Below are 13880 nucleotides of genomic sequence, written 5' to 3'. Positions count from 1 at the left end.
AGGCATAATGAAAACGCTGCTGATAATCGACTCCGAACTCGGGCAGGCCCGCGCCTATATGGCGAAGACCTTGCTGGGCGCGGCGGCGCAGAAAGCAAATCTGCAATTTATTGATAACCCAGGCGAAGCGGAACTGGCTATCGTGCTGGGTAGCAAGCTGCCAGGCGACAGTGCGCTGGACGGGAAAAAGGTCTGGCTGGGCGATATCAATCGCGCAGTCGCCCACCCGGAACTGTTCCTGAGCGAAGCGAAAAACCACGCGTCGGTGTATGTCGCGCCTGCTGCAGCGGCGACAGCCGTGACCAGCAGTGGCCCGAAACGCATTGTTGCGGTCACTGCCTGCCCGACAGGTGTGGCACACACCTTTATGGCGGCGGAAGCTATCGAAACCGAAGCGAAAAAACGCGGCTGGTGGGTGAAAGTGGAAACCCGTGGCTCCGTGGGTGCGGGCAATGCCATCACTCCGGAAGAGGTTGCGCAGGCGGATCTGGTGGTGGTTGCCGCTGACATCGAAGTAGACCTGGCGAAATTTGCCGGTAAGCCGATGTACCGCACGACAACAGGCCTGGCGCTGAAGAAAACGGCACAGGAACTGGATAAAGCCGTCGCGGAAGCGAAGCCTTATCAGCCGTCGGGTAAACCCTCTGCTGATGCTGCTGAAGGTAAGACTGAGAGTGCGGGCGCATACCGTCACCTGTTGACGGGCGTTTCCTACATGCTGCCGATGGTAGTAGCGGGTGGTCTGTTAATTGCGCTCTCGTTCGCATTCGGTATTACCGCGTTTAAAGAAGAAGGCACACTGGCGGCCGCACTGATGAAAATCGGTGGTGGTTCAGCCTTTGCTCTGATGGTGCCGGTGCTGGCGGGCTTTATCGCGTTCTCCATCGCCGACCGTCCGGGTCTGACCCCGGGTCTTATCGGCGGTATGCTGGCGGTAAGCACTGGTTCGGGTTTTATCGGCGGTATCATTGCCGGTTTCCTCGCGGGCTACCTGGCGAAAGGCATCAGTAAAGGCCTGAAGCTGCCGCCGAGTATGGAAGCGCTGAAACCGATTCTGATCATTCCGCTGGTTTCCAGCCTGATTGTCGGCCTGGCAATGATTTACCTGATCGGTACGCCGGTGGCGAAAATCCTCGCTAGCCTGACTTCCTGGCTGCAGACCATGGGCACGGCTAACGCTGTCCTGCTGGGTGCAATCCTCGGTGGCATGATGTGTACCGACATGGGTGGCCCGGTCAACAAAGCGGCATACGCCTTTGGTGTGGGTCTGCTGAGTACGCAAACTTACGCACCGATGGCGGCGATTATGGCTGCCGGTATGGTGCCGCCGCTGGCGATGGGTCTGGCGACCATTGTTGCCCGCAACAAGTTCGACAAAGGTCAACGTGAAGGTGGTAAAGCGGCGCTGGTACTGGGTCTGTGCTTTATCTCCGAAGGGGCTATCCCGTTCGCCGCCCGCGACCCGATGCGTGTTTTGCCGTGCTGTATCGCCGGCGGTGCGCTGACCGGTGCTATCTCCATGGCGATTGGCGCGAAACTGATGGCACCGCACGGTGGTCTGTTTGTGCTGCTGATCCCAGGCGCTATCACGCCGGTACTGGGCTACCTGCTCTCTATCGTCGCGGGTACGCTGCTGGCGGGTCTGGTGTATGCCTTCCTGAAACGGCCAGAAACAGAAGCCGTAGCGAAAGTAGCATAAGAAATTGCCGACATCCGGGAAATGAGAAGGGCCGCTTAGCGGCCCTTTTTTTATGCGGTGGCTTCAGCGGTTTGCTGCGCCTTCAGCCAGGCAATCTCTTCGGCCCAGATATCCGGATTAATGGTTTCCAGAATCATAGGAATGCCATCGAAACGTGCGTCGCGCATGATCCAGCGAAACGCGTCATGCCCGATATTACCTTCGCCGAGGCTGTGGTGGCGGTCGACACGGCTACCAAAAGCACTTTTGGCGTCGTTCAGATGCATACCGCGCAGATACTGGAAACCAACCACACGATCGAATTCCGCAAAGGTGTCTGCCGTGGCTTGTTCAGTGCGTAGATCATAGCCTGCGGCAAACGCATGGCAGGTATCAATGCAGACACCAACGCGGGATTTGTCTTCCACACCGTCAATAATCGCCGCCAGATGCTCGAACTTAAACCCCAGATTGCTGCCCTGACCGGCGGTGTTTTCAATCACGGCGGTGACGCCTTCGGTTTGCGCCAGCGCAATGTTGATGGACTCGGCAATACGCGCCAGACATTCATCCTCGGGGATCTGCATTAAATGGCTGCCGGGGTGGAAGTTAAGCAGGCTCAGCCCCAGTTGCTGACAACGGCTCAGCTCATCAATAAACGCGTCGCGGGATTTTTCCAGCGCCTCGGCCACCGGGTGGCCCAGGTTAATCAGGTAGCTGTCGTGCGGCAGGATCTGATTGGGTGTGAAGTGGTATTTTTCGCAGGCGGCTTTGAATTCGTCGATAGTTTCCGGACTCAGCGGCGCGGCCCGCCACTGGCGCTGGTTTTTGGTAAACAGCGCAAAGGCGGTCGCGCCAATCTCAGCCGCGCGAATGGCGGCATTTGCCACGCCGCCGGAGGCGCTCACATGCGCACCAATATATTTCATAAAAACTCCTGTTAAACCCGCCAGGGGAAAACGCTCATCATAGCGGGTCAACAGGGAGGAGATGTAGTGGTTTATGCCATCAGGTGATGAACTGCCAGGTTAATGGCGCCCCCGCCGACAATCAGCCAGACAAACAGAATCAGCCCCATGACCAGCGGTTTTGCCCCGGCATTCTTCAGCGCACTGACGTGTGTGGTCAATCCCAGCGCCGCCATCGCCATCGCCAGCAGCAGCGTATCCAGCGTATTCAACATGTTCACCATCGATGCCGGCAACAGATGGAACGAGTTAAACACCGCGACAGCCACAAAGCCCAGCGCAAACCACGGAATGGTCAGCTTGCTTTTTTCTGCCCCTTGCTGCGGGCTGAGCTGTTTAACGCGTGCGGCCAGCAGCAGTAAAAACGGTGCCAGCATCATCACACGCAGCATTTTGGCAATCACGGCGGCATTTTCCGTTTCCGGGCTGATGGCATGACCGGCGGCAACTACTTGCGCCACTTCATGTACCGTTGAACCTACCCAGATGCCATAGGTTTCCGGGCTAAACCAGTGACCAACCAGCGGGTAGAGCGCCGGGTAAATAAAGATTGCCAGCGTGCCGAAAATCACGACAGTGGCGACCGCGACCGTCACTTTACTGGCTTCCGCTTTGACCACCGGTTCGGTTGCCAGCACGGCTGCCGCGCCACAGATACTGCTGCCTGCGCCAATCAGCCAGCTGGTTTTTTTATCCAGCCCGAATACTTTTTGCCCAAGAAAACAGGCCAGCAAAAAAGTACTCGATAGCGTCAGCACATCGATGGCGATACCGCTGACCCCCACGTCGGCAATTTGCGAAAATGTCAGGCGAAAACCATAAAGAATGATCCCCAGTCGTAACAGGTGCTGTTTAGCGAACAGTACGCCGCCGTCGCAACGATGGTGCCAGGCGGGGTAGAGCGTGTTGCCAAGCAGCATGCCGATAAGAATAGCCAGTGTTAAGGCGCTCAGCCCAAGGCCTGCGACCGACGGGATAGCGCCAAGCCATAATGCGGCGGCGGTAATCAGGCCGGTCAACAACAAGCCGGGAACAAAATGCCATGCCGGATGGCGTCGAGTCTGTAACGTGATTTCTGTCATAACCTTCTCCTCTCAATGGAGAAAAGGTTAAGGCGAACTGGTTTAAAGGTAAAATTGATTATATATTTATAATTAATCTTTATAAGTGGTAAGTGACCTTTATGCATATAACGTTACGTCAGCTTGAAGTCTTTGCTGAAGTGCTGAAAAGCGGCTCCACCACCCAGGCTTCGCAGCAGTTAGCGCTCTCGCAATCTGCGGTTAGCGCGGCACTGACCGATCTTGAAGGCCAGCTGGGCGTGCAATTGTTTGACCGCGTGGGTAAACGGCTGGTGGTGAATGAACACGGGCGTTTGCTCTATCCCCGCGCGCTGGCAGCGCTCGAACAGGCGACGGAAATCGAGCAACTGTTTCGCGAAGATAACGGTGCCATCCGCGTATTCGCCAGTAGCACGATTGGTAATTACATCCTGCCGGAGGTGATCGCCCACTACCGCCGCGATTTCCCCGATCTGCCGCTGGAACTGAGCGTGGGTAACAGCCAGGACGTGATCAATGCGGTAGCGGATTTCCGCGTTGATATCGGTTTAATCGAAGGCCCGTGCCACACCGCGGAAATTATCGCCGAGCCGTGGATGGAAGATGAGCTGGTGGTGTTTGCACCGCCGTCATCCCCGCTGCTGCAAGGGCGCGTAACGCTGGAGCAACTCGCCGCTGCGCCGTGGATCCTGCGCGAGCGCGGCTCCGGCACACGCGAAATCGTCGACTATTTACTCCTCTCGCATTTGCCGCAGTTTCACCTGGGCATGGAGCTTGGCAACTCAGAAGCCATTAAGCACGCGGTGCGCCACGGGTTGGGCATTAGCTGCCTGTCGCGGCGCGTCATTGCTGAACAGCTTGAAACCGGTAGCTTAGTGGAAGTGCCGATTCCGCTGCCCCGTCTGGTGCGTACGCTGTGGCGTATCCACCATCGACAGAAACACCTTTCCAGCGCATTAAACCGCTTTATTCGCTACTGCGAGATTTGATTGCACCATCAGCAGGCGTCTGCACCGTTTTGGTGGTGCAGACGCAGCGCTGCAACCTTCGATTCATCCCTGAACTCCCCGCATGCCGCGCTCCGCCAGAATATATCGTATTGGCACATTAGTTGCAGAAAGTGATTCAAAGAATCTTTTGTTTCATGGGCGATGAGGTGTTGATGATGAAAACGTGGATAAAGGCCGCAGCGATGGCGACAGTGATGATGGCTTGCGCCTCGCAGGCGATGGCGGATCAATTACAGGATATTCAGCAGCGCGGCGTATTGCGTGTGGCAGTACCGCAGGATTTCCCGCCGTTTGGCTCTGTTGGCACCGATCTCAAACCGCAGGGTTACGACATTGATATGGCCGAATATCTGGCAAAAGGCATGAAGGTGAAACTGCAACTGGTGCCTGTAACCAGCGCCAACCGCGTGCCGTATCTGCAAACGCATAAAGTTGACCTGGTGATTTCCAGCCTTGGCAAAAATGCGGAGCGCGAAAAAGTGATCGACTTCAGCCGTGCCTATGCCCCGTTCTTCCTTGGCGTGTTTGGCCCGAAAGAGGCCACGGTGACCGATGCGAAAGCGTTAAGCGGCAAATCTATCGGCGTTACCCGCGGTGCCGTGGAAGACATGGTGCTGAGCGATATCGCGCCGAAAGATGCCGACGTGAAGCGCTACGAAGATAACAACACCACGCTTTCTGCTTATATGTCCGGCCAGGTGCAGTATCTCGCCACCGGTAACGTTGTTGTGGCGGCAATTGCGCGGCAGAACCCGCAAAAAGCGCCGGTCAGCCAGTTTATGCTGAAAGATTCGCCGTGCTATATCGGGCTAATGAAAAACGAACCAGCGCTGAAAGCGGAAGTCGACAAGCTGGTTGAGCAGGCGCTGAAAGAGGGCGAGCTCAACAACTTGTCACAGAAATGGATGCAGGCGCCGTTACCGGCCAACTTTGGCGCGTAACGCATGACGACATCGCTTGATTTCGCCGCGCTCTGGCCGTTCTGGCCGGAGCTGCTGGCTGGGCTCTGGACCACGGTGACCTTAACCACGCTGGCGACGGTTGGTGGTGTGACGATAGGCATCGTCGGTGCGGCGCTGCGTAGCGGTAAACCCGGCGTGATAAGTGCCATCTGGGGCGCGTACGTTGAGCTTATCCGCAACACGCCATTTGTGGTGCAGCTGTTCTTTATTGTGTTTGGTTTGCCGGGCCTCGGGCTGAAACTCACCGCCGGTGAAGCGGCGCTGATCGCCATGCTGGTTAACCTCGGTGCCTACAGCACGGAAATTATCCGCGCCGGGATCCAGGTGGCGCCGAAAGGGCAGTGGGAAGCTGCACGCGTACTGGGGCTTAGCAAATCGCAAACCTTTTTACGGGTGATTTTGCCTCCCGCGCTGAAACGCATTTATCCGGCGCTGGTGAGTCAGTGCATTATCGTCATGCTGGGCTCGGCGGTGGTGTCGCAAGTCTCTTATGAAGAGTTGACCTTTATGGCCAACCTGATTCAGTCGCGCACGTTTTTAAGTTTTGAAGTCTATTTTGTCACCACGTTGCTGTATCTGATGCTGTCGCTGTTGATGCGCCAGCTGCTGCTGGCAATCGGGCGCAAATGGCTGGGGAGCGAGAGCTGATGAGTACGTTTACCGACTGGGATATTCTGCGCAACCTGCTGCTGGCGGCGCGCTGGACGGTGCTGTTGTCGCTGATCGCCTTCGTCTGCGGCACGCTGGTAACGCTGCCGCTACTGGTGTTGCGCATTAGCCGCTGGCGCTTACCAAAACGGTTTATCAGCGCCTATGCCGCATTATTTCAGGGCACACCGCTATTGATGCAACTGTTCCTCGCTTTTTTTGGCCTTGCGCTGTTTGGTATTGATGTCAGCGCGTGGACGGCAGCGACGCTGGCGCTAACGCTGTTTACCAGCGCCTTCCTGCTAGATATCTGGTACGGCAGCATCAACGCGCTGCCAAAAGGGCAGTGGGAAGCCTGCCGCTGTCTGGGGCTGAGTTTTGGTCAAACGCTGTTTCGCGTGATTGCGCCGCAAGCCATTCGAATCGCCATTGCGCCGACGGTGGGCTTTTCCGTGCAGGTCATTAAAGGCACCGCGCTGGCGTCGATTATCGGTTTTGTCGAACTCACCAAAGCCGGCACCATGCTTAACAACGTCACCTTTGCCCCATTCAAAGTGTTCGGGCTGGTGGCGTTGGGCTATTTCCTGCTGTGTTATCCGCTGTCGCGCTACAGCCGCTATCTGGAGAAGAAATTCCATGCCGCTCATCACCATTAATGAAGTGCAGAAATATTATGGCGACAACCATGTGCTGAAGGGCGTAAGCCTCGACATTGAAATGGGCGAAGTGGTGTCGATTATTGGCCGCAGCGGGTCGGGCAAAAGCACCTTACTGCGCTGCATGAACGGGCTGGAAGGCTACCAGGATGGCAGCATCAAACTGGGTGGTATGACGGTAACCGACCGGGAATCGCAGGCGCGTGAGATCAGCCGCTCAGTGGGAATGGTATTCCAGAGCTTTAATCTGTTTCCGCATATGACGGCGCTGGAAAACGTGATGCTGGCACCGCGCCGGGTGCTGAAATTGCCTGCTGACGAGTGCCGTCGCCTTGCCATTGAGATGCTGGAGAAAGTGGGGCTTGGCGAGCGTATCGACTACTATCCGGCCAATCTTTCCGGCGGTCAGCAGCAGCGCGTGGCGATTGCCCGTGCGCTGGCGATGAAACCGAAAGTGCTGCTGTGTGATGAAATCACCTCGGCACTGGACCCGGAACTGGTCGGTGAGGTGCTGCGCGTGCTGGAGCAGCTTGCTCGTGAAGGGATGACGCTGATTCTGGTGACTCATGAAATGAACTTTGCCCGCGAAGTGGGTGACCGCGTCGTGTTTATGCATCAGGGAAAAGTCTGGGAGCAGGGTGACAGCAAGGACTTTTTCACGCAGCCGAAAACACCGGAACTGCAGCAGTTTATCGCCTCGGTACGCGGTCTGAATTGATCTTTCTGCTCCCGTATCCGCGCGGGAGCTTATTTACCGCCTCGCAACATCGTCCATTCACTGCTTTACTTATAATCCGTTGCCGATCATGAAGGTCTCTAATAAGAGGCGTTTTATGCCGGAAGGCCTGCGTTTCGTTTGCTACAATCGCGCCTCATTTTTTGGATGGATAGCATTTTCTTATGGTTTCCGAAACTAAAACCACAGAAGCGCCCACGCTTCGTCGAGAACTCAAAGCGCGTCATCTGACGATGATCGCCATTGGCGGTTCCATCGGTACAGGTTTGTTTGTCGCATCAGGGGCGACCATTTCTTCAGCGGGCCCCGGCGGCGCGTTGTTCTCCTATATTCTGATTGGCCTGATGGTCTATTTCCTGATGACCAGCCTCGGTGAACTGGCGGCGTTTATGCCGGTTTCCGGTTCGTTCTCCACCTATGGTCAAAAATATGTTGAAGAGGGTTTCGGCTTCGCGCTGGGCTGGAACTACTGGTACAACTGGGCGGTGACCATCGCCGTTGACCTTGTGGCGTCGCAATTAGTCATGACCTGGTGGTTCCCGGACACGCCAGGCTGGATCTGGAGCGCGCTGTTCCTCGCGGTGATTTTCCTGCTTAACTACATCTCAGTGAAAGGCTTTGGTGAAGCGGAGTATTGGTTCTCGCTGATCAAAGTCGCCACCGTCATTATCTTCATCATTGTTGGTGTGATGATGATTGTCGGTATTTTCCAGGGGGAAAAACCGGCGGGCTGGAGCAACTGGACGATTGGCGATGCGCCATTTGCCGGTGGTTTTTCCGCCATGATCGGTGTGGCAATGATTGTCGGTTTCTCTTTCCAGGGGACTGAGCTGATTGGTATCGCGGCGGGGGAATCGGAAGATCCGGAGAAGAACATTCCGCGCGCGGTGCGCCAGGTGTTCTGGCGTATTCTGCTGTTCTATGTGTTTGCGATTTTAATTATCAGCCTGATTATTCCGTACACCGATCCGAGCCTGCTGCGCAACGACGTGAAAGATATCAGCGTCAGCCCGTTCACGCTGGTATTCGAGCATGCGGGTCTGCTCTCGGCGGCGGCGGTGATGAACGCGGTGATCCTGACGGCGGTGCTGTCGGCGGGGAACTCGGGCATGTACGCTTCCACACGTATGCTCTACACGCTGGCGTGTGACGGCAAAGCGCCGCGCATTTTCGCGAAATTATCGAAAGGCGGCGTGCCGCGTAACGCGCTGTATGCCACCACGGTGATTGCCGCGCTGTGCTTCCTGACCTCAATGTTTGGCAACCAGACCGTGTATTTATGGTTGCTGAACACCTCCGGTATGACTGGTTTTATTGCCTGGCTGGGGATTGCCATTAGCCACTACCGTTTTCGCCGGGGCTATGTGGCGCAGGGGCATTCGCTGGATAACCTGCCGTACCGTTCAGGTTTCTTCCCGCTGGGGCCGATTTTCGCCTTCGCTTTGTGCCTCATCATCACGCTTGGGCAGAACTATCAGGCTTTCCTGGCCGACAGCATTGACTGGGGCGCCGTTGCGGCGACGTATATCGGTATCCCGCTGTTCCTTATTATCTGGTTAGGCTATAAATTTTCCAAAGGAACCCGTTTCGTGCGTTATAGTGAAATGGAGTTCCCGGAACGTTTCACGAAATAAATTCACTCTTTAGCCCTCTGTATGGAGGGCTTTTTTTTTGCCCCTGCCAACATTCCCTCCCGCTGCGATAATTTACATAACTTTAATTTAACGCAATTGATAATCATTATCACTTAAATTAATGTAAGTGCCTGAATAAAAAGGGTGTCTGCCCGGGCTTTCTGCGCCCGAAGGCCAATAATTTCCTTGTCAGGGTCAATGTAACGCTGACGTGTTTGGCAGTATGTGAGCACTATTCCTCGCAATTTTTTGTTTTTACCTCATGGAGTTATGGAATGTTTACCTTGAATCCCATCGTCCGGGGAGGCCTCTGCGCGTCCGCACTTTCTTTAGCGCTGCCGGTAATGGCCGTAGAGAATGGCGAAACGCTGGTGGTTACCGCGTCGGCAACGGAACAGAACCTGAAAGACGCACCCGCCAGTATCAGCGTGATCACCCAGGACGATTTGCAGCGCAAGCCGGTGCAAAATCTGAAAGATGTACTGAAAGAGGTGCCTGGCGTTCAGCTCACCAACGAAGGGGACAACCGTAAAGGCGTCAGCCTGCGTGGCCTCAACAGTAGCTACACGCTGATCCTGATTGACGGTAAGCGCGTCAACTCCCGTAATGCGGTTTTCCGCCATAACGATTTTGACCTTAACTGGATCCCGGTCGATGCCATTGAGCGCATTGAAGTGGTGCGCGGCCCGATGTCTTCCCTGTACGGTTCGGACGCCCTGGGTGGCGTGGTGAACATCATCACTAAAAAAATCGGCCAGCGCTGGACGGGCACGATTACTGCGGATAGCACGGTTCAGCAGCATCGCGATCGCGGCGATACCTGGAACGGTCAGTTCTACACCAGCGGCCCGCTGATAGATGGGGTGCTTGGGCTGAAAGCCTTTGGTAGCGTGGCGAAACGCGAAAAAGATGGCCAGCAGAGTTCTAAAACGGATGCCAGCGGCCAATCGCCGCGTATTGAAGGTTTCACCAGCCGTGATGGCAACGTTGAGTTTGCCTGGACGCCAACCGACGATCACGATTTTACCGCCGGATATGGCTACGACCGCCAGGACAGGAACTCTGATTCACTGGATAAAAACCGCCTTGACCGGCAAAACTACTCGCTGGCGCACAATGGCCGCTGGGGTGAGGTAAATAGTGAACTACGTTTCTACGGTGAACAGATCGATAACAAAAACCCGGGTAACAGCAGCACAATTCGTTCGGAAAGCAACACGCTCGACGGCAAAGTGGTGCTGCCGCTGGGGCAATATAATCAGCTCGTTACGCTGGGTGGCGAGTGGCGCCACGACAAGTTAAAAGATCCTGTTAACCTGACCGGCGGCGACAGCAGCAAAACCTCGACCAGCCAGTACGCGCTGTTTGTTGAAGATGAGTGGCGTATTTTCGAGCCGTTGGCGCTGACCACCGGTGTCCGTATGGATGACCACGACACCTATGGCGATCACTGGAGTCCGCGTGCTTACCTGGTTTACAGCGCCACCGATACGCTGACCGTGAAAGGCGGTTGGGCGACGGCATTTAAAGCGCCTTCTCTGTTGCAGCTCAGCCCGGACTGGGCCACCAACTCCTGCCGGGGCGGCTGCCGCATTGTTGGCAGCCCGGAGCTAAAACCAGAGACCAGCGAAAGTTTTGAACTGGGGCTTTATTACAGCGGGGAAGAGGGCTGGCTGGAAGGCGTGCAGGGCAGCGTAACGGCGTTCCAGAACAATATTGACGACATGATCAATATCAGCCGTACGTCGAGCCTGAGCGAAGCACCGGGTTACGCTAACTTCGTCGGTTTTGAGCGTAATGCCAGCGGCGTACTGGTGCCGGTATTCCGTTACTACAACGTTGATAAAGCGCGGATTCAGGGTGTGGAAACCGAGGTGAAAATCCCGTTTGATGAAGCGTGGAAGCTGACGCTGAATTACACCTATAACGATGGACGCAACCTGAGCGGTGGCGGTAACAAACCGTTGCAGGATCTGCCGTTCCATACCGCCAACGGCACGCTGGACTGGCAAGCCACGCAGGACTGGTCATTCTATGTTTCTGCCAACTACAGCGGGGAAAAACGCGCCGTATCACAGGGCGTAACACCGGGTGGCTACGTTATCTGGAATGCGGGCGGCGCATGGCAGGCGACAAAAAATGTCAAGCTGCGCGCGGGTGTGCTTAACCTTGGCGATAAAGATCTCAGCCGCGACGATTACAGCTACAACGAAGATGGCCGCCGCTACTTTATGGCGCTGGATTACCGCTTCTGATATGGAAAGCCCGGCAGCAGGACGCCGCCGGGACTCCCGCTATTTCAGCAGATGCTGCGCATGGAAGCGCAGATGATCTTCAATAAACGCAGCAATAAAAAAGTAACTGTGATCGTAGCCGGACTGGATGCGCAGCGTCAGCGGCCAGGATTTTTGCCGTGCCACTTCCGCAAGCCGCGCGGGCTGGAGTTGATCGGCCAGGAACTGATCATTATCCCCCTGATCGATAAGTGTTGGGATCGCGTCAGTTTCGTTGCTTTCCAGCATCAGCGCGCAGCTATCCCATTCACGCCATTGTTGCGCATCCTCGCCCAGATAAGCGCGAAACGCTTTTTGCCCCCACGGCACCTGCATCGGGTTCACTATCGGTGCAAAGGCGGAAACGCTGGTATAACGGCCGGGGTTTTTCAGCGCCATGATCAACGCGCCGTGGCCGCCCATCGAATGACCACTGATAGCGCAGCGGTCGCTGACGTTAAATTGCGACTGGATAAGCGTCGGTAATTCATCGCGCAGGTAATCATACATACGATAATGCGCCGCCCACGGCTGCTCGGTGGCGTTGAGGTAAAAACCTGCGCCTTTGCCGAGGTCATAGCTCTCTGCATCTGCGACATCGTCACCGCGTGGGCTGGTATCCGGCATCACCAGCACAATGCCTAACTCTGCGGCTACGCGTTGCGCACCGGCTTTGGTGGTGAAGTTTTCGTCATTACAGGTGAGACCGGAGAGCCAGTACAGCACCGGCGGCGGTGTTGCGCTGTATTGCGGCGGTAAGAAGATGCTAAAGGTCATCGTGCAGTTCAGTACGGCGGAGTCGTGGCGCCAGCGCTGTTGCCAGCCTTCAAAACAGCGGTGCTCTTCAAGCATTTCCATGCGGGGCTCCTTAGAATTTTTTACAGACAAAGTAAGGTGACTTCTTGTCATCATACAGGCTATTCCCTTTGCTGCGAGTAACTTTCACTTCCGCATAAACGCAACATACTGCATCATAAACATAACTTTACGTTAACATTTGGGGGGCGCTAATGGCGCAACGTGTGGCGCTTTGTGGATTTATTGTGCTGGTTGTCGCGATGGGGATCGGGCGTTTTGCCTTCACGCCGCAGGTGCCGTTGATGATCCGCGACGAGCAACTGACCCTGACCAGTGCCGGGTTGGTAGCGGCGATTAACTACCTTGGTTATCTGCTAGGTGCCTGGGACGCAATGCGCGCGCAGCGACATATCGAAGTCCGTCTTTACCTGGGTATTGGCGGCGCGGTGGCACTCACTTTTCTCTCTTCACTTGCCGATAACGCGTTGCTTCACGGCGCGTTGCGCCTGGTGATTGGCGCAATGAGCGGCTGGGCGATGGTGCTGATTGCCGCCTGGACCAACGATCGGCTGGCACATGCCGGCAAGCCAGGACTGAGTGCCGCGGTATTCGCCGGGCCGGGTGCGGGCATTGCATTAAGCGGCCTGCTGGCGGTGGCGATCCAGGCAAAAGGCTTAAGCGCTGCATCCGCCTGGCAGGTGTATGGTGTGCTGGCGCTGCTGCTGGTGGCGTTGATTGCTCGCTATTTACCGCGTCCTGGCGAGTGGCATCGACCGGGCGAAAAGCCGCAGCCGCTACAGTTAACCACCGATCTTAAACGGCTGGTCTGGAGCTACAGCCTGGCCGGATTTGGCTATATCTTACCGGCGACGTTTCTGTCGCAAATGGCGGCGCTGCGCTTTCCTGGCAGCCTGTTTGCCCAGTTTGTCTGGCCGGTGTTCGGTGCCGCAGCGGTAGTGGGGATTGCGCTAAGTATTTTGCTGCGCCACGTTGGTCACAGCCATCAGCGGCTGGCGGTGGTGCTGTGGCTGCAGGGTGCGGGCGTACTGGCGGCATGGTTGCTGCCGGGGATGAGCGGGCTGGTGTGCGGTGCGTTGCTGGTGGGCGGCGGATTTCTTTGCGCCGTGCAGCTCTCATTGCTGTATGGACGCGAGCTCGCGCCCAATCACACACGTTATATGGCCGGGTTATTGACCACCGGCTATGCGATGGGGCAACTGGTTGGCCCTATGACTTCCGCGCTTTCCACCTGGCTTACGCAGCAGCTTGAACCGGCGCTAGGCGTGGCGGCAATTGCCCTGGTCATTGGCGGGCTTTTAGTCTGGAAACGCACGGCCTGAAAGGCGGCAGCGATTTCAATAATTATCGCCGCCAGGGCTGGATTATGTGCGCGACCTCACGCACAATGTTCGCTCACTTTGCGTTAACAACGCGAAGTTCGCCACACCTGCAGGAG

At 56.1% G+C, this 13880-nt stretch carries 12 protein-coding genes; 9 read left to right on the top strand and 3 right to left on the bottom strand.

Features of this window, described 5'->3' with window-relative positions:
* Positions 1–7: 7 nt before the first annotated feature.
* Positions 8–1699: a PTS fructose transporter subunit IIBC gene (fruA, locus tag RT644_RS08150; protein ID WP_017458529.1), complete on the top strand. Its 1692-nt coding sequence runs from the start codon at positions 8–10 to the stop codon at positions 1697–1699.
* 50 nt (positions 1700–1749) lie between these two features.
* Here the strand turns inward: fruA and nfo are convergent, their stop codons facing one another.
* Together nfo and RT644_RS08140 are read right to left on the bottom strand one after the other, a co-directional pair.
* Positions 1750–2607 carry a deoxyribonuclease IV gene (nfo, locus tag RT644_RS08145; protein ID WP_160269452.1) on the bottom strand — a complete coding sequence of 286 codons (858 nt, stop codon included), beginning with the start codon at positions 2605–2607 and terminating at the stop codon, positions 1750–1752.
* Between the two features lie 71 nt (positions 2608–2678).
* Complete coding sequence (locus RT644_RS08140; protein ID WP_020454396.1) at positions 2679–3728, bottom strand: YeiH family putative sulfate export transporter; 1050 nt, start codon at positions 3726–3728, stop codon at positions 2679–2681.
* Positions 3729–3829: 101 nt separating this feature from the next.
* Between RT644_RS08140 and yieE the strand changes: the two genes are divergently transcribed.
* From yieE to cirA, 7 genes are all read left to right on the top strand, one after another.
* Positions 3830–4696, top strand: coding sequence for a DNA-binding transcriptional regulator YeiE (yieE, locus tag RT644_RS08135; protein WP_097407151.1), 867 nt, complete (start codon positions 3830–3832; stop codon positions 4694–4696).
* 176 nt (positions 4697–4872) lie between these two features.
* Positions 4873–5658: a transporter substrate-binding domain-containing protein gene (locus RT644_RS08130; protein WP_044489688.1), complete on the top strand. Its 786-nt coding sequence runs from the start codon at positions 4873–4875 to the stop codon at positions 5656–5658.
* A gap of 3 nt (positions 5659–5661) precedes the next feature.
* Positions 5662–6327 (top strand): amino acid ABC transporter permease, encoded by a 666-nt coding sequence (locus RT644_RS08125; RefSeq protein ID WP_313626341.1) that lies wholly within the window; start codon positions 5662–5664, stop codon positions 6325–6327.
* Positions 6327–6983, top strand: a complete 657-nt coding sequence (locus RT644_RS08120; protein ID WP_045514135.1) for an amino acid ABC transporter permease — start codon at positions 6327–6329, stop codon at positions 6981–6983. The genes RT644_RS08125 and RT644_RS08120 overlap by 1 nt, the downstream gene beginning before the upstream one ends.
* Positions 6964–7701 carry an amino acid ABC transporter ATP-binding protein gene (locus tag RT644_RS08115; protein ID WP_313626340.1) on the top strand — a complete coding sequence of 246 codons (738 nt, stop codon included), beginning with the start codon at positions 6964–6966 and terminating at the stop codon, positions 7699–7701. The genes RT644_RS08120 and RT644_RS08115 overlap by 20 nt, the downstream gene beginning before the upstream one ends.
* 182 nt (positions 7702–7883) lie before the next feature.
* Positions 7884–9353 (top strand): amino acid permease, encoded by a 1470-nt coding sequence (locus RT644_RS08110; protein WP_020454390.1) that lies wholly within the window; start codon positions 7884–7886, stop codon positions 9351–9353.
* 275 nt (positions 9354–9628) lie between these two features.
* Positions 9629–11608, top strand: a complete 1980-nt coding sequence (gene cirA, locus RT644_RS08105; RefSeq protein WP_313626339.1) for a catecholate siderophore receptor CirA — start codon at positions 9629–9631, stop codon at positions 11606–11608.
* A gap of 39 nt (positions 11609–11647) precedes the next feature.
* On the opposite strand, the gene fghA is transcribed toward cirA, so the two are convergent.
* On the bottom strand, positions 11648–12484 hold the full coding sequence (gene fghA, locus RT644_RS08100; RefSeq protein WP_160269460.1) for an S-formylglutathione hydrolase: 837 nt from the start codon (positions 12482–12484) through the stop codon (positions 11648–11650).
* Positions 12485–12636: 152 nt separating this feature from the next.
* Here fghA and RT644_RS08095 point away from each other — a divergent pair, with 152 nt between their 5' ends.
* Positions 12637–13764, top strand: a complete 1128-nt coding sequence (locus RT644_RS08095; protein WP_045514143.1) for a YbfB/YjiJ family MFS transporter — start codon at positions 12637–12639, stop codon at positions 13762–13764.
* The last annotated feature ends 116 nt before the right edge of the window (positions 13765–13880 follow it).

It is taken from the genome of Kosakonia sp., from assembly GCF_032104925.1.
GTDB lineage: Bacteria > Pseudomonadota > Gammaproteobacteria > Enterobacterales > Enterobacteriaceae > Kosakonia.
The sequence above is the reverse complement of the archived record's forward strand: the minus strand, read 5'-3'. Positions and strand labels throughout refer to the sequence as shown.

What these genes read in the sequence shown, in the direction of transcription:
- fruA (WP_017458529.1), top strand. Translation starts at nt 8, where the DNA reads ATGAAAACGCTGCTGATAATCGACTCCGAACTCGGGCAGGCCCGCGCC.
- nfo (WP_160269452.1), bottom strand. Translation starts at nt 2,607, where the DNA reads ATGAAATATATTGGTGCGCATGTGAGCGCCTCCGGCGGCGTGGCAAAT.
- RT644_RS08140 (WP_020454396.1), bottom strand. Translation starts at nt 3,728, where the DNA reads ATGACAGAAATCACGTTACAGACTCGACGCCATCCGGCATGGCATTTT.
- yieE (WP_097407151.1), top strand. Translation starts at nt 3,830, where the DNA reads ATGCATATAACGTTACGTCAGCTTGAAGTCTTTGCTGAAGTGCTGAAA.
- RT644_RS08130 (WP_044489688.1), top strand. Translation starts at nt 4,873, where the DNA reads ATGAAAACGTGGATAAAGGCCGCAGCGATGGCGACAGTGATGATGGCT.
- RT644_RS08125 (WP_313626341.1), top strand. Translation starts at nt 5,662, where the DNA reads ATGACGACATCGCTTGATTTCGCCGCGCTCTGGCCGTTCTGGCCGGAG.
- RT644_RS08120 (WP_045514135.1), top strand. Translation starts at nt 6,327, where the DNA reads ATGAGTACGTTTACCGACTGGGATATTCTGCGCAACCTGCTGCTGGCG.
- RT644_RS08115 (WP_313626340.1), top strand. Translation starts at nt 6,964, where the DNA reads ATGCCGCTCATCACCATTAATGAAGTGCAGAAATATTATGGCGACAAC.
- RT644_RS08110 (WP_020454390.1), top strand. Translation starts at nt 7,884, where the DNA reads ATGGTTTCCGAAACTAAAACCACAGAAGCGCCCACGCTTCGTCGAGAA.
- cirA (WP_313626339.1), top strand. Translation starts at nt 9,629, where the DNA reads ATGTTTACCTTGAATCCCATCGTCCGGGGAGGCCTCTGCGCGTCCGCA.
- fghA (WP_160269460.1), bottom strand. Translation starts at nt 12,484, where the DNA reads ATGGAAATGCTTGAAGAGCACCGCTGTTTTGAAGGCTGGCAACAGCGC.
- RT644_RS08095 (WP_045514143.1), top strand. Translation starts at nt 12,637, where the DNA reads ATGGCGCAACGTGTGGCGCTTTGTGGATTTATTGTGCTGGTTGTCGCG.